Raw genomic sequence first — 15,694 nt, 5'->3', positions numbered from 1 at the left:
CGGCTTTTAACCTTTGAGTGAATTTATTTATGTCCAAAAAATTGCTTAATGCTGCCCTTCTGGCGGCCTTGTCGGGATTAATGGTAGCTTGCTCGAGTACGCAAGAAGTAGTGGATGACGAAACCATTGAATGGACCGCACCACAAATTTACAATGCAGCTCGCGAAAGTGTACGTGGCGGCGAATGGAAAAAAGCCCGTGCTTACTTATCAGCCATTGAGACGCGTTTCCCTTATTCTAGTTATGCGCAACAGTCATTAATCGACCAAGCCTATGTCGACTTCAAGGACGATGAACCCGAAAAAGCCACGGCGGCTATCGACCGTTTCTTACAAATGTATCCCGGTCACCCTGGGGTCGAATACATGCTCTACCTCAAAGGTTTGATTACTTTCACACCGCCAAGCGCTTTTCTGAATAGCTACACGGGTCAAGATCCCTCTGAGCGTGATCCTAAGGGTCTGCGCCAATCTTATGCGGCCTTCAGTGAGTTGGTCAAACGCTTTCCAGATGGAAAATATGCGCGCGATGCCAAACTACGCTTATCTTGGTTAGTGAGCACCATCGCTCAAAATGAGGTCAATGTCGCCGAATACTACTATCGCCGTGGCGCCTATGTGGCAGCGATTAACCGCGCCCAAGCCGTGATTCGTGACTTTACAGGTGTGACGGCTGCAGAGCGTGCACTTTATATTATGATGCTCTCTTATGATGCTCTGCATAAACCAGAGCAAGCCAGTGACGCCCGTCGCGTCTTATTACAAAACTTCCCGAATACAGAGTACCTAGAGGGGGGGCTGGACAAAGACAAATCTTGGATCGACCACTTTAGCCCCAAAGGTTGGTTCACCAACTAATCATTTGTTAGCAGATCTTTATGTCATTAACCGCTCCCGCTGGAGCGGTTTTTTTTAGACTTGTTTGTAAGGATTACCGAACTAGGCGCTGGCTTTAGTTTGCGCCTGCATAAAATTGATCGCATACTCCAGTTCACGACTGCGGGCAAATTCCGGCAAACTCTTCCAGAGTAACTTGCCATAAGGCTTATCCACTAAGCGCGTATCACCAATCACAAGCACGCCACTATCGCGTTCGGTTCGAATCAAGCGACCAACGCCTTGCTTGAGTGCAATCGCTGCATGAGGGATTTGAAATTCCATAAACGGATTCCCCCCTCTCTCCTTACAGGCTTTGATCCTGGCTTCAAGTACAGGGTCATCTGGCGGTGCAAATGGTAACTTATCAATCACCAATAATGTCAATACATCCCCAGGAAAATCCACACCTTCCCAAAAAGAGGCGCTCGCCACTAATATCGCTTTGCCGTCTTCTCGAAACTGTTCAGCCAGCACAGCACGTGGGCTATCACCCTGTTTAAAGACGGTCTTATGGTGTAACTGCTCTTCCTTCGCCTGCTGCAATAATGCCGCTATTTCATCGACCGCCCGTAAGCTGGTACACAAAATCAAGGTTCCTCCCCATGTGTAAGGTAATAACTTGAGAACCGTATCCACAAGATAGCTGTTATAACCTTCCTCCGTATATAGGGGTGCAGAACGCGGTAGCACATACATCAGTGCACGGTCTTGATAGTCAAAAGGCGAATCCCAATGCTTATAGGTATATTTTGTTAAGCCAAGGGTCTTGGTAAAAAAATCGGGCTGCTTATTGACTGAAATGGTGGCGGAGGTAAAGACCCAGCTTTGGTCGGGCAATTTACTACGACCAAATTCCTGCACACTGAGGGGAGCCTTTGAAAAACGAATATGTTGGCGTGTGCTATTGAGTTCTAACCAGCGAATATAATCGATCTCTACTTGCGGCGTTACCTCAGACTCCTTGCCTGTCTCTGAGGTCGTCGCCTCAGGCTGATCGGCGGCTTGGACTTCTGCCAATGGATCATGCTTTTCGGCGAGGGTTTGAATAATGGCTTTGGCCTCTTCTGAGCTGAGATCGAGTCCCAAGGGATGATTTTTTGGGGATTGTTCAGACGAGGGTAACCAATCCAGAAATGACTCATAAAGCTTAGCGCCCTCTTTGGCGCGCGCCCCTAAATCGGTATGACGTTCTTGCACTTTTTGCAGGATGAGTACGAGCTCTAAGATCTGTTGCAAAAATTGCTTATACACTGGCAAAAACTTATCTAACTCTGGAATTTGGGTATACACCTTGCGTTGTGAAGAGGTCTTTTCTAAAAAACGGCAAGCCAAAATTAATTCTGACAGCGCTGTTTGGGCCTGCGTAGGGGCGCTCTTCCATTCTTGGGAGACATCTTTGAGTAAGCTACTAAAATCAACTTGTACGGCGCGCAACCATTCATGTACATGATGCGTACTCACCATGCTACCCATAAAGTCCGTAGCACAATCAGGCAATTGGTGCGCCTCATCAAAAATCACCGTATCGGCGGCCGGCAGTAAATCGTAAATTTTTTGCTGTCTGAGCATATAGTCAGCCATGTACAAAGAGTGATTCACAATCACCACTTCGGCTTCTTGAGCGCGTTTGCGCGCCTTTAACACAAAACACTCGTCTAAAAAAGGGCAGTCTTTGCCCAGACAGTTTTCTTGGGTGGAGGTCACGCGCATCCAAATTGGCGCGTTTTCATTGACTGAACTACAGTCCGTCTTATCACCAGTCGCTGAACTTTGTGCAAAACGTTTGATTTTTTGAAAATCCTCGGCCTCGCGTTTGGAGGCTAAACTCTTGCCTTCTTCTTCGAGGCGATTGAGATAGTAGTGACAGACGTAATTCGCACGCCCCTTGAGTAAGGCGACTTGGACTGGTAATTTTGTGGCCTGACGCACGGCCGCCACATCTTTGTTGAACAGTTGATCTTGGAGTGTCTTGGTACCGGTAGAAATAATGACCTTACCCTCACTCAGAAAAGCTGGCACCAAATAAGCCCAGGTCTTGCCCGTACCTGTACCTGCCTCTGCTACCAGCGTGCCGTTTTTTTGGATGGTTTGCTCAATCGCTTGTGCCAACTCCAACTGAGCTTGACGAAAGCGATAATGGGGTGATTTTTTGGCAAAAGGCCCATCGGCGTTAAAGTAATCGGTAACGTGGTGATAAATCGGCATTGCAAAGCGCAACTACAAAAAAGATCCGTAAACTATTATTTTAATTCATACGGCATGCTTTTTCTTAAAAAAACGCTTATTTATCTTAGAGTTAACTACGTATCTTCAATGCCAATCATGGCTCATCTACAGCCTAGAGAAGCGAATTTAAACGTTCCATAATTAATCTATGGCAAAATTTAGGTTTTATAAAAATTCTCAAAAAGGCTTTTATGACAGAAGTAAATGCACCGACCGACACTAAAGCGGTTGATCAAGCAAGAATTTATCAGCAATTAGCTGAGGAGTTACACGTCCGTCCTGGTCAAATTAATGCCACAGTGGCTCTCATGGATCAGGGGGCTACCGTGCCCTTTATTGCCCGTTATCGCAAGGAGGTGACAGGGGGGCTTGACGATACCGTGCTACGGCAGCTTGAAGTGCGTTTATTATATTTACGCGAACTGGCAGAACGGCGCTTGGCCATTTTGGCGTCTATCGAAGAACAAGGTCAGCTCACTGAAGAACTAGCCGCCCAAATTGAACACGCCGATACCAAACAGCGCCTAGAGGATCTATACGCACCTTATAAGCCTAAGCGTCGCACCCGTGCACAAATCGCTAAAGAAGCTGGTTTATTACCTCTGGCGCAAGCCATTCTGCAGGATGCCAAAGCGGATCCATATCAACTCGCCAATGATTATCTCAATCCTGAGCACAATATTAATGACAGCAAAGACGCCTTAAATGGCGCGCGTGATATCCTGGCCGAAAACTTTGCAGAAAATGCCGACTTACTAGCCTATATGCGTGACTATATCGAGCGCTTTGGCCATATTTATGCCAAAGTGATCGAAGGTAAAGAACAAGAAGGCGATAAATTCCGAGATTGGTTTGATTTTAATGAAGTCCTCCAGCAAATGCCTTCCCATCGAGTCTTAGCACTTCTACGAGGACGCCAGCAAGGATTTTTACACTTACACTTGGGTTTAAATCCAACCCTAGAACAAGAAATCCCACATCCAGCTTTACTCAAAATTAACGATTTTCTACACCTGGGAGCTGATTTTGCCAGCAAAGAGGCTGATAGAGGTAAATGGTTGGCCGAGCTCGCGCGCTGGACTTGGCGTGTCAAATTATTACCCGCCTTTGAAAATGAATTTATCAATCACTTACGTGAACGTGCTGAGCTCGAAGCCATCCAAGTATTTGCTCGCAATCTTAAAGATTTGTTATTGGCAGCACCCGCGGGTCCAAAAAACGTCCTCGGCTTAGATCCCGGGATTCGTACGGGTGTAAAAGTCGCGGCAATCGATCACACCGGGAAGTTGCTAGAAACCACTACGATTTATCCTTTTGAACCACGTAAAGATCGTGAAGGAGCGTTGCGCAGCCTGGCGGCACTCATTCACCGTCACCATATCCAGTTAATTGCCATCGGCAATGGGACCGCCTCCCGTGAAACAGAAAAACTGGTGAGTGATTTATTTAAGGAATTTGCGATCACAGGCGTGACCAAAATAGTCGTGTCCGAAGCTGGCGCGTCGGTATACTCCGCCTCTTCTTTGGCGGCCGCTGAGTTCCCGGATTTAGATGTCAGCCTGCGCGGCGCCGTCTCTATCGCGCGTCGTTTGCAAGATCCATTGGCTGAATTGGTCAAAATCGATCCTAAAGCCATTGGTGTGGGGCAATATCAGCACGATGTCAACCAACGACAATTAGCCAATGCCCTCGATAAGGTCATCGAGGATTGCGTCAACGCTGTGGGCGTAGATGTCAATACAGCATCGGCCGCACTCTTGGCTCATATATCTGGGCTCAACAATAGCTTGGCCAATAATATCGTCGAATGGCGCAATCAACATGGCGTCTTTAAAAATCGACAAGATTTGCTACAGGTTAGTCGTTTTGGCGCCAAAACGTTTGAGCAAGCGGCTGGTTTTTTACGTATTATCAATGGTGATAATCCGCTCGACGCTTCGGCGGTACACCCTGAGGCCTACGCTGTGGTAGAGCGTATTCTCAATCAAGCCGCCACCGATATCAAAGCGGTGATGGGTCAAAAAGATGCACTTAAGGGCCTGTCACCTGCGCAATTTACCGATGAGCAATTTGGTTTGCCTACGGTTAAAGATATTTTTAGTGAACTCGAAAAGCCGGGTCGTGACCCCCGCCCTGAATTTAAAACTGCTACGTTTAAGGATGGCATTGAAACCATTAAAGACTTGCAGCCGGGCATGATTCTGGAGGGGGTCGTCAGCAATGTGGCGAATTTTGGGGCCTTTGTTGATATCGGCGTGCACCAAGATGGTTTGGTCCATATCTCCGCCCTATCAGAACAGTTTGTTAAAGATCCCCGCGATGTAGTCCGTGTGGGCCAAACGGTCACTGTTAAAGTCCTAGAAGCAGATCCTCAACGTCAACGTATTTCTTTGACAATGCGTCTGAACGATGATGCCAGTACCACGTCCACCCACAACCCTAAGTCTGGTCGCAAAGCATCCAGCGCTCAGGCCAAGTCTTCGCAGCACAAAAAACCTGTGCCTCAAGGAGCGATGGCACAGGCGTTTGCGAAGTTAAAGAAATAATTCTACAAATTATAAGATCATCGCGGCAATCCATCCTGCGGCGATTAAGGGCAGATTAAGGTGTATAAAGGTCGGCACCACCGTATCCCAAATATGGTTATGCTGACCATCTGCTCCCAAGGCGGCAGACGGACCTAAGGTCGAATCCGAGGCTGGCGAACCAGCATCCCCCAAAGCGCCCGCGGCACCAATTAACGCAATCGTGGCCAACGGTGAAAAGCCAAATTGGATGCACATAGGCACATAAATGGTGGCAATAATTGGGATGGTTGAGAACGATGAACCAATGCCAAGTGTGATGAGTAAACCGATAATCAGCATCACCAAGGCGGCAATGCTTTTGTTGTGGCCAATCATCTCGGCACTAGCACTGACTAATTGTGGGATTTCACCGGTGGTTTTCATGACTTCTGCAAAACCATTGGCCGTAATCATAATAAAGCCAATCATGGCCATCAGGCGCATACCTTGCAAGAAATAATGATCTTGCTCCTTCCAGTTGACTACACCACTGAGTGAGACCACCGAAAAACCGACGACACCACTAAAGACCATGGAATTAGTCACCACTTGCGTGACCAAGGCCAAGACAATGCCCCCCAATACAATCAATTTTTGTAAAAGATTGAGCTTAGGGGTTGGGCTATCATTGCTATCATCAGCAATGGGCAAATCTTGATAAACACGTTTTTTGCGATAGGTAAAAAGAATCGCAGTAAGTGCCCCTACTAACATACCTAAGCACGGAATAGCCATGGCTTTCATGGCCAAGGACTGCTTATAAACATGTCCGAAGGGTTGCGCGGCCTCATTAATACTTTTCATGAGGATGTCATTGAGGTAAATGGCGCCATACCCTAGAGGCACCGCCATGTACATCGTGACCACACTAAAGGTCAGCGCACAAGCGATCGCTCGGCGATCTAGCTGTAGTTTGTTAAATACCAATAACAGTGGTGGCACCACGATGGGTATAAAAGCAATATGAATTGGTACAATACTCTCGGCCGCAAACCCCATAGCAATCAGACTCAGAAATATAATAAATACCAAACCCTTGGCGGTTTTGCCGAGCTTGGCATTGTGGTTGACCTTCTGAATGAGTAAATCGGCAAAGGCTTGCGTTACCCCCGTGCGCGAAAGTACGACGGCAAATGCGCCCAAGGTTCCATAACCTAGTGCGATGACCGCGCCGCCTCCTAGACCTTTTTCAAAGGCATGCACGACATCGAGAAACGGTAGACCCGCCACTAGGCCCCCCACAACGGCCCCCACGACCATGGAAAGTACCACAGAAATCCGTAGCAGACTCAGGACTACAACAATGGCAATAGCCACGACAACAGCATTCATCACTCCCCCTTTTTTAGTCTTCGCTAAAACTCGCTAGTTGTTGTTTGAGATCTTCTTGCCAAGCCTGCACGCTAGAATATTGATGAGCATCGATGGCACTAGCAATTTTTTGTTGTTGGAATTGCAAGCCCGCTTGCGTTAGGTCGTCTGTGGCAATTAAATAATCATCGATAGCCGAATTTTGTAGCGTTTTAATCCATTGTCCTGCAGTTTTAGGTTGATCAAAAGGCACTGAGCGAAGGATTTCTTGGCCATGCGCATCTAATAGTCGGAACATAAACTGCCCTGCTTCATCTCTGAAACTAATAAAGCGCGCCGTTTTTTTGGATTTATTGGTTTTGTCTTTGCCACTTGGCTCAGCGCTTGCGCGAGCGCCTTGTGTGACCATACTGTTAGATCTTACTAGCCCTACTGCCTCTCGAATTTGTGCCATAAATGGTGTGGCGATACGGCGCGCTTTTTGGGCGCCTGCTAACAAAATATCTTCGAGATCATCTGGACGTTGCATTAAATCCATATAGCGCTCACGCATAGGCGCAATCATATGTTGCAAGAGGCTGTATAACTGCTGTTTGGCCTCGCCCCAAGCCATGCCCTCACGCAATTGCTGCGCAAAAGCTTGGCTTTGTTCAGGTTTAGCAAAAGCCTTGTAAAGCAAGAAAATCGCACTATCATCAGGTTCCTTGGCCTCTCCTGGCGCCTTGGAGTCCGTTTGGATGCGCGCAATCGCGTTTTTGAGGTCCTTATCACTACCTTCAAATAAAGGAATGGTGTTGTTATAGCTTTTGGACATTTTGCGGCCATCTAAGCCCGGTAGAGTCGCGACATTGTCGTCAAGCAGCACTTCTGGCAACACAAAATAGTCTTGGCCTTGACCATAATGGTGGTTAAAACGTTGCGCAATATCGCGAGCCATTTCGAGGTGTTGAATCTGGTCACGGCCGACAGGGACTTTATGGGCTTTAAATAAGAGGATATCCGCTGCCATGAGTACAGGATAAGAAAACAACCCCATGGTCACGCCATCATCCGGTTCCTCTTGTTTCTCGAGGTTTTTGTCGACCATTGCTTTATAGGCGTGGGCGCGATTCATCAATCCTTTCGGCGTCATGCAGGTCAAAATCCAAGACAATTCAGGAATTTCTGGTAGGTCGGACTGCCGATAAAATGTCACCGTCTCTGGGTTTAAGCCCGCAGCTAGCCAAGTGGCGGCGATTTGACGACGTGAATCGGCCACACGCTGCGGATCATCACATTTAATCAAGGCGTGATAGTCCGCTAAGAAAAAGAACGCATCGACATTAGCGTCTTGACTCGATAAGATGGCTGGGCGGATAGCACCCGCATAATTGCCTAAATGCGGTGTGCCTGATGTGGTAATACCTGTAAGAACTCTTGTTTTAGACATAAATAAAGGACTCCGCATGAATTAGTGATGGACTTTTTGATTCAATTTTTGTAGTAGACGCGCCTTAAAACTCTTAGAGAGCAGTAAGACACAGTCATATTTGTCATCTTGAAACAAAAGCAAGGCACTATGCGTGAGTGGTGAAAATACTTGATGTGATTTGTTATAAGTCCACATTTTTACGTCTAACCTCTTTTAAATAATCTTTGGACTGCATTTCTATAATACGTGACACCGTGCGCGTGAATTCATTGGCGAGTGTGCCTTCGGTGTAAAGCTCTTCGGCATCGCACTCTGCAGACATAATAAATTTAACTTTGAAGTCGTAAAGAACATCAATTAACCAGGTGAAACGGCGCGCTGGCGATGACATCGCTTGCGACATTTTCGGCACGTCGCTAAGGATAATTGTTTCAAATCTGCTCGCTAGCTCTAAATAATCATTCATGGAACGGGCCGTTTGACACAAGTTCTCGAAATCAAACCAGACGGTATTTTTGGCCACGCCTTTGACGGCAATCTCACGATTTTCGATGGTGATGACATCCGCTTGAGGCGGTTCACCACTAAGATCGGTAAATAATTTGACGAGTTTCTGGTCCGTCTCTGGGCCCAAGGGTTGATAGTACAGCTGAGCGTTCTCGAGACTGCGCAAACGATAGTCCACGCCCGTATCTACACAGATAATCTCCATATGCTCATAAATCAGATCAATGGCGGGTAGCAGACGATCACGGTGCAAGCCATCGGGATAAAGCGTATTCGGTTCGTAATTTGAGGTCATCACAAAGGTACAGCCATACTCAAATAATTTATCGAGCAAGCGATACAAAATCATGGCATCGGCAATATCTGAAATATGGAACTCATCAAAGCAAATAACGCGATACTTATCCGCTGTGTCACGGGCTACTTTGTCTAGTGGGTCCGGCAAACTTCGTATCTCACGCAAACGATGGTGAATACTGCGCATAAACTCATGAAAGTGAATGCGAATTTTGTCGTCGCCTTGAAGACTTTGAAAAAAAGCATCCATCAAAAAGCTCTTGCCACGGCCAACACCCCCCCACATATACACGCCTTTGGGGAGCGCTTCTTTGCTCGGGCTGCGCTGCAATAATTTAGAAAAAAATCCTTGTTGCGGTTTTACGCGTCGCGGCGCTTGCAAATCGTTATACAGTCGTTGCAAATGCTCAATCGCGTTTTTTTGGGCGGCGTCTTGCTTAAACCCTTTGCGTTGCAGCTGATCTTGATAATACTGAATGACTGGCTGATTCATGGATCTGGCTCGAGCTAGAGAACAAAGCAAATATTATAAACTTTTACGTTTTGATAGATATAAAAAAACCGTTGTTACAAGCCTTTAGCTTATAACAACGGCTAATGATTAATCAAAAATATGCAGCGAACGGCTACATATGATTAATTAGAGATTGAGCGTACGTTTATCAACAGCCAATGCCGCTTCTTTGACCGCTTCAGAGAGCGTTGGATGAGCGTGACAAATACGAGCGATATCTTCGGCAGCGCCTTTGAATTCCATAATGGTCACGGCTTCGGCAATGAGCTCAGAGGCCATTGGGCCAATAATGTGAACACCCAAGACTTCGTCGGTGTTTTTATCAGCGATGACTTTGGCAAAACCAGTAGTATCACCTAGCGCACGAGCACGTCCATTGGCCATGAATGGGAAGGTACCAACTTTAATTTCACGTTTGTCTTTTTTGAGTTGTTGCTCAGTAGCACCGACCCAAGCGATTTCTGGGCTGGTATAGAGCACTGAAGGAATGGTGTTGTAATTCACATGACCGTGTTGGCCAGCGATACGTTCAGCCACGGCTACGCCCTCTTCTTCGGCTTTGTGGGCCAACATAGGACCACGAACCACGTCACCGACAGCCCAAACATTTGGTAGATTGGTTTGGCATTCCTCGTTTACTTCGATGAAACCACGTTGATCTAATTTAAGACCCACGGCTTCTGGATTGAGACCTTTGGTAAACGGAATACGACCGATAGATACGATTAAATGATCGAACTCAGCGCTGACTTCTTCATCTTTAGCGGTTTTGTAAGTCACTGTCACGGATTTATCATTGACTTTGACGTTTTCGACTTTGGCGCCTACTTCGATGTTGAGACCTTGTTTCGCAAAGACTTTTTTGGCTTCTTTAGCGACTTGGGCATCAGCTACGGCCAAGAATTCAGGCATAGCTTCAAGTACCGTGACTTCTGCACCGAGACGACGCCAAACACTACCTAACTCAAGGCCGATAACACCGGCACCGATCACGCCGAGTTTTTTAGGGACGGCAGGGATATCAAGCGCCCCAGCGTTAGAGAGTACTAATTTCTCGTCAAAAGGTAGATCCGGTAGTGCACGTGGTTCTGAACCAGTGGCAATAATTACGTGCTCTGCATCGATCTCGATGGTTTTTTCACCAGCACTGACGCTGAGCTTGTAGCGATTGTTCTCTGCACCGACAAATTGCGCAGTACCGACGATAAATTCAATCTTGTTTTTCTTAAATAAGAATTGAATTCCTTGGTTATTTTGGTCTACCACAGTATTTTTGCGGCCTAACAAAGTATCAAGTTTGAGCTTGATAGAACCGACTTCTATACCGTGCTCTGCAAAATGCATCTGGGCTTGCTCGTAATGCTCAGATGATTGCAATAAGGCTTTGGAAGGGATACAACCCACGTTAGTGCACGTGCCACCTGGTTTTGGTTTACCGTCTAAATCTACCCACGCATCTACGCAAGCGACTTTTTTGCCTAATTGCGCCGCACGAATAGCCGCGATATAACCACCAGGACCTGCACCAATCACTACTACATCAAATTCTTTTGCCATATGTTTCTCTCTTAATTCAGTTTATGTTAAACGCCCCTATAGAGGGGCGTTGTGACGAAGATTCGAGTTTATAGATCGAGCAACAAGCGTTGTGGATCTTCGAGTGCTTCTTTCATGGCGACTAAGCTGAGTACAGCCTCACGACCGTCGATTAAGCGGTGGTCGTATGAAAGTGCCAAGAAGTTGACTGGACGAATCACGATTTGACCATTTTCTACCACAGCACGTTCTTTAGTGGCGTGAACACCAAGAATGGCAGATTGCGGTGGATTGATGATTGGTGTAGACAACATAGAACCGAAAGTACCGCCATTAGAGATAGAGAAGGTACCGCCACTCAAGTCGTCAAGGCTAAGTTTACCGTCACGGGCTTTAACGGCGAACTCGGCGATTTGTTTTTCAATCTCTGCAAAGCTGAGTTGATCAGCGTTGCGAAGAATAGGTACGACTAAACCGCGTGGGGAGCTAACCGCAATACCGATATCATAGTAGCCGTGGTAAATAATGTCTTTACCATCGATAGAGGCATTGACTAATGGGTATTTTTTGAGCGCTGCAACCGCTGCTTTGACGAAGAAAGACATAAAGCCAAGTTTAACGCCATGCTCTTGTTGGAATTTTTCTTTGTATTGGCTGCGTAAATCCATCACAGCTTTCATGTTGACTTCATTGAATGTCGTCAAGATAGCGTTTTCTTGTTGTGATTGGATTAAGCGTTCGGCGATACGTGCACGCAAGCGAGACATTGGGACACGCTCTTCGGCACGGCCAGACAAGTTAGTGCTAGCGCTGGCAGGAGCCGCCGCAGCAGCGCCTTTAGAGGCATTTTGAGCATCATTTTTAGTGACGCGACCATCACGGCCAGAGCCTTTGACGTCAGCAGCGTTGACGCCTTTTTCAGCAAGAATCTTAGAGGCCGCTGGTGAAGCAATACCGGCTTTAGAGTTATCTGCTTTGGTTTCTTGAACCGCTTTCTCGGTGCTTTGCTCTTGTTTTTGGGAAGCATCTTCAGATTCTGTTTTGGCAGCGGACTCTTCTTTTGGCGCTGCTTCGGTGCTGGCACTGGCTTGTGCTTCGGTGTCGATTTTGGCGAGTAGTTGCTCTGACTCAACAGTAGCGCCTTCTTCTTCAACGATTTCAGTGATGACACCGTCTACCGGTGCAGGAACTTCCATGACGACTTTGTCAGTTTCGATTTCGATCAAGGTTTGGCCTTGGGTCACAGCTTCGCCTTTTTGAACTTTCCATTCAAGTAAGGTGCCGTCTGAAACCGATTCTGAGAATTGAGGGACTAAAACATTTTCAATTGACATAATTCTACCTTTAAATAACTATTAGTTTTTGACGATTAAGACTTCGGTTTCTGAACCAAAAGCTTGTTCAATTAAGTTTTTGAGTTGTTCACCATGTTTGGCCATATAGCCTACGGCAGGTGAAGAAGAAGATGGACGGCCAGCATACATTAGTTTTTGGCCCACTTTCATGTGGTTATAAAGTGGAGCTTGAATGTAGAACCAAGGGCCTTGGTTGCGAGGTTCGTCTTGCGTCCAAACAATTTCTTCGGCATTAGGATATTGAGCAAATAATTTATCGAGCTCATCATGAGCGAATGGATACAGTTGCTCAATACGAAGAATAGCGACATCATTAAGTTCATGCTCTTGGCGGTAAGTGACTAAGTCATAGTAGACGCGGCCAGAACATACAAGAATGCGTTTGACTTTGTCTTTGTTGATGTTGCTATCGACTTCAGGAATGATGGTTTTGAAGCCCCCTTCGGTAAACTCAGACATTGGAGACGCTGCGTTTTTGTTGCGTAGCAATGATTTTGGCGTAAAGATGACCAATGGTTTACGGAATTGACGGATCATTTGACGACGCAACAAGTGGAAAATTTGTGATGCCGTCGTTGGTTGCACGCATTGGATATTGGTATCTGCACATAATTGCAAGAAACGTTCAATACGGGCAGATGAGTGCTCTGGGCCTTGACCTTCGTAACCGTGTGGCAACATTAAAGTTAAACCACATTGACGACCCCATTTGGCTTCGCCTGAAGTGATAAATTGGTCAATCACTACCTGTGCACCATTCGCGAAGTCACCAAATTGGGCTTCCCAAATCGTAAGGGTATTTGGCTCAGCGCACGCATAACCATATTCAAAACCTAAGACCGCATTCTCTGAAAGCACAGAGTCAATGACGGTAAAGTGCGCTTGTTTGTCGGAGACATTTTGGAGAGGAATATAAATACCACCGTCCCAACGTTCACGGTTTTGGTCATGCAATACGGCATGACGGTGAGTAAAGGTACCACGACCAGAGTCTTGACCACTGATGCGTACTGGGTAGCCCGTAGCGACTAGGCTGGCAAACGCTAAGTGTTCACCCATACCCCAGTCAAGATTCATCTCACCTTCTGCCATTTTACGGCGATCATTGAGGAGACGTTGTACCAATTTATGGGCACTGAAACCTTCTGGAATAGTCGTGATGCGTTCACCTAAGCGTTTGAGTTCAGCTTCAGGCAAGGCGGTTTCGGCTTGATCAGACCATTTAGCGCCTAAGAACGGTTTCCAATCGATCGCGTATTTATTTTTGTAGTCAGTGAGTACTGGCTCTACAGATTCTTGGCGTTTATCGAGTAAGTCTCTGTAAGCTTTGACCATGGCTTCTGGTTCGTCTTCGCCAAGCACTTTAGTGGAGACGAGTTTATCTGCATAAAGTTGGCGAGTACCAGGGTGAGCGCCAATGGTTTTGTACATTAATGGCTGCGTAAGGGCTGGTGTATCTTGCTCATTGTGACCTAATTTACGATAGCAAATGATATCTACCACTACGTCTTTTTTGAATTTCATGCGGTAGTCAAGAGCTAAGCGAGTCACAAAGGCGACAGCTTCTGGATCATCGGCGTTGACGTGGAAGACAGGCGCTTCGATCATTTTAACGACGTCAGTACAATACAAGGTTGAGCGCGCGTCGCGAGGATCAGAGGTGGTGAAACCGATTTGGTTATTGATCACAAAGTGAACCGTACCGCCCGTACCGTAACCGCGTGTCATCGCTAAGTTAAGGGTTTCCATGACAATGCCTTGACCCGCAAAGGCCGCATCACCATGCACTAAGACAGGAAGCACTTCGTCAGTATTACCGTGGCGCTCTTGGCGGGCACGCGCACTACCTTCAACAACAGGGTTGACGATTTCTAGGTGAGATGGGTTAAACGCTAAGGATAAGTGGACTGGACCACCTGCGGCGGATAAGTCGCTTGAAAAACCATTATGGTATTTTACGTCACCAGAAGTGAGTTCACCGGCTTGTTTGCCTTCGAATTCGGCAAACAAGTCACCTGGCATTTTGCCCATGATGTTGATCAACATATTGAGGCGACCGCGGTGAGCCATACCCACGACGAATTCATTAACCTTGGTTTGGGAACCGTGGTTGACTAATTCATCCATGGCCACAATAAAGCTTTCTCCGCCTTCTAGGGAGAAGCGTTTTTGACCCACGTAGCGAGTATGTAAATAACGCTCTAGACCTTCAGCTTCGGTCAATTGTTGGAGAATGCGTTTTTTGCCCTCTGTGCTGATTTGCATGCTGCTACGTGAGCTCTCAAGACGTTGCTCAATCCACTCTCTTTCGTGAGGATCAGAGACGTGTTGGAATTCGGCACCGACAGAACCACAGTAAGTACTGCGTAAAGCATCGACTAAATCGCGAAGCTTCATGGTGTTGCTGTCTGTGAAATAGGTGTTACTAGCAAAAAACTCAGTGTCTAGGTCTGAATCTGTGAAACCGTAGGTAGCTGGATCAAGTTGTGGCAGCATAAAACGATGTGCCCGTTTGAGCGGATCTAAACGGGCATGACGAACACCTAGTGTGCGGAATGAATAGACTAGCAATTGTACTTTCAATTGCTTTTGAGCAATTTCTAGACTTTGCGATTGTGCTTGCGCTGATTGTGGATGTTTAGCGCGCTCTGCAAAGGATCTTACAATACTGGTATGACGGTAATCACGCGTGCTTACATTACCATCTGTTGCAGGTAAATGCTGCAATTTATCAAAATATTCCTGCCATTCAGGGCTTACATTTTCGGGGTCTGTAAGATACTCATCGTACAGTTCCTCAATGTAGGTGGCGTTGCCACCAGACAGATAAGAATTCGATATTTTGTCTTGTAAACTAGTCATTTTAGATCGTTGCACCTTGTTGAAGATGATACTGAAAGTACGAAAAAGCAATCACCAGAGATGAATGTTACTGAATGATTATTTGCATTTTACAAATAAATCTGCGGCTTAGGAACTATGAATGTCACTTGCACTTTTTAACCACTGCTCTTAGTATAAACCACAATTGCGTATATTTGCTAACTGTTCCTTATTTGGGCTCAATAGGCGCGTAATTTCACGCACAGTGC

General features: G+C 46.5%; 9 protein-coding genes. 2 read left to right on the top strand and 7 right to left on the bottom strand.

The annotated features are described in order from the left end of the window. Window positions 1-29 precede the first annotated feature (29 nt). Window positions 30-857: an outer membrane protein assembly factor BamD gene (locus Q335_RS0100685; RefSeq protein ID WP_038369119.1), complete on the top strand. Its 828-nt coding sequence runs from the start codon at window positions 30-32 to the stop codon at window positions 855-857. 81 nt (window positions 858-938) lie between these two features. Here the strand turns inward: Q335_RS0100685 and yoaA are convergent, their stop codons facing one another. Continuing rightward, window positions 939-3,083, bottom strand: a complete 2,145-nt coding sequence (gene yoaA, locus Q335_RS0100680) for a DNA repair helicase YoaA (RefSeq protein WP_038369118.1) — start codon at window positions 3,081-3,083, stop codon at window positions 939-941. A 212-nt stretch (window positions 3,084-3,295) separates the two neighbouring features. On the opposite strand from yoaA, the gene Q335_RS0100675 reads away from it, so the two are divergent. Next, entirely contained in the window at window positions 3,296-5,650 is a 2,355-nt protein-coding gene (locus tag Q335_RS0100675) for a Tex family protein (RefSeq protein ID WP_028356969.1), read from the top strand. Window positions 5,651-5,659: 9 nt separating this feature from the next. Here Q335_RS0100675 and Q335_RS0100670 read toward each other — a convergent pair whose 3' ends face one another. From Q335_RS0100670 to Q335_RS0100640, 6 genes are all read right to left on the bottom strand, one after another. Next, on the bottom strand, window positions 5,660-7,003 hold the full coding sequence (locus Q335_RS0100670) for a Na+/H+ antiporter NhaC family protein (RefSeq protein WP_028356968.1): 1,344 nt from the start codon (window positions 7,001-7,003) through the stop codon (window positions 5,660-5,662). 13 nt (window positions 7,004-7,016) lie between these two features. Further along, the gene (locus Q335_RS0100665) at window positions 7,017-8,411 is read right to left on the bottom strand and encodes a tryptophan--tRNA ligase (RefSeq protein WP_156929863.1); all 1,395 of its coding nucleotides are present in this window, start codon (window positions 8,409-8,411) and stop codon (window positions 7,017-7,019) included. Window positions 8,412-8,574: 163 nt separating this feature from the next. Then, a complete protein-coding gene (zapE, locus tag Q335_RS0100655; RefSeq protein WP_028356966.1) occupies window positions 8,575-9,690 on the bottom strand; it encodes a cell division protein ZapE in 1,116 nt (371 codons plus the stop codon). A 147-nt stretch (window positions 9,691-9,837) separates the two neighbouring features. Then, complete coding sequence (gene lpdA, locus Q335_RS0100650; protein ID WP_028356965.1) at window positions 9,838-11,268, bottom strand: dihydrolipoyl dehydrogenase; 1,431 nt, start codon at window positions 11,266-11,268, stop codon at window positions 9,838-9,840. A gap of 68 nt (window positions 11,269-11,336) precedes the next feature. Further along, window positions 11,337-12,581, bottom strand: a complete 1,245-nt coding sequence (gene odhB / locus Q335_RS0100645; protein WP_028356964.1) for a 2-oxoglutarate dehydrogenase complex dihydrolipoyllysine-residue succinyltransferase — start codon at window positions 12,579-12,581, stop codon at window positions 11,337-11,339. 21 nt (window positions 12,582-12,602) lie between these two features. After that, window positions 12,603-15,464, bottom strand: a complete 2,862-nt coding sequence (locus Q335_RS0100640; RefSeq protein ID WP_028356963.1) for a 2-oxoglutarate dehydrogenase E1 component — start codon at window positions 15,462-15,464, stop codon at window positions 12,603-12,605. Window positions 15,465-15,694 lie beyond the last annotated feature (230 nt).

It is taken from the genome of Brackiella oedipodis DSM 13743, from assembly GCF_000621025.1.
GTDB classification, from domain to species: Bacteria; Pseudomonadota; Gammaproteobacteria; order Burkholderiales; family Burkholderiaceae_B; genus Oligella; species Oligella oedipodis.
This window is presented reverse-complemented; position numbering and strand designations above follow the sequence as displayed.

Bases quoted from the DNA above. Each gene is read 5' to 3' on its own strand.
- Q335_RS0100665 (WP_156929863.1), bottom strand. From the start codon at position 8,411: ATGTCTAAAACAAGAGTTCTTACAGGTATTACCACATCAGGCACACCG.
- Q335_RS0100685 (WP_038369119.1), top strand. From the start codon at position 30: ATGTCCAAAAAATTGCTTAATGCTGCCCTTCTGGCGGCCTTGTCGGGA.
- zapE (WP_028356966.1), bottom strand. From the start codon at position 9,690: ATGAATCAGCCAGTCATTCAGTATTATCAAGATCAGCTGCAACGCAAA.
- odhB (WP_028356964.1), bottom strand. From the start codon at position 12,581: ATGTCAATTGAAAATGTTTTAGTCCCTCAATTCTCAGAATCGGTTTCA.
- yoaA (WP_038369118.1), bottom strand. From the start codon at position 3,083: ATGCCGATTTATCACCACGTTACCGATTACTTTAACGCCGATGGGCCT.
- Q335_RS0100675 (WP_028356969.1), top strand. From the start codon at position 3,296: ATGACAGAAGTAAATGCACCGACCGACACTAAAGCGGTTGATCAAGCA.
- Q335_RS0100670 (WP_028356968.1), bottom strand. From the start codon at position 7,003: ATGAATGCTGTTGTCGTGGCTATTGCCATTGTTGTAGTCCTGAGTCTG.
- lpdA (WP_028356965.1), bottom strand. From the start codon at position 11,268: ATGGCAAAAGAATTTGATGTAGTAGTGATTGGTGCAGGTCCTGGTGGT.
- Q335_RS0100640 (WP_028356963.1), bottom strand. From the start codon at position 15,464: ATGACTAGTTTACAAGACAAAATATCGAATTCTTATCTGTCTGGTGGC.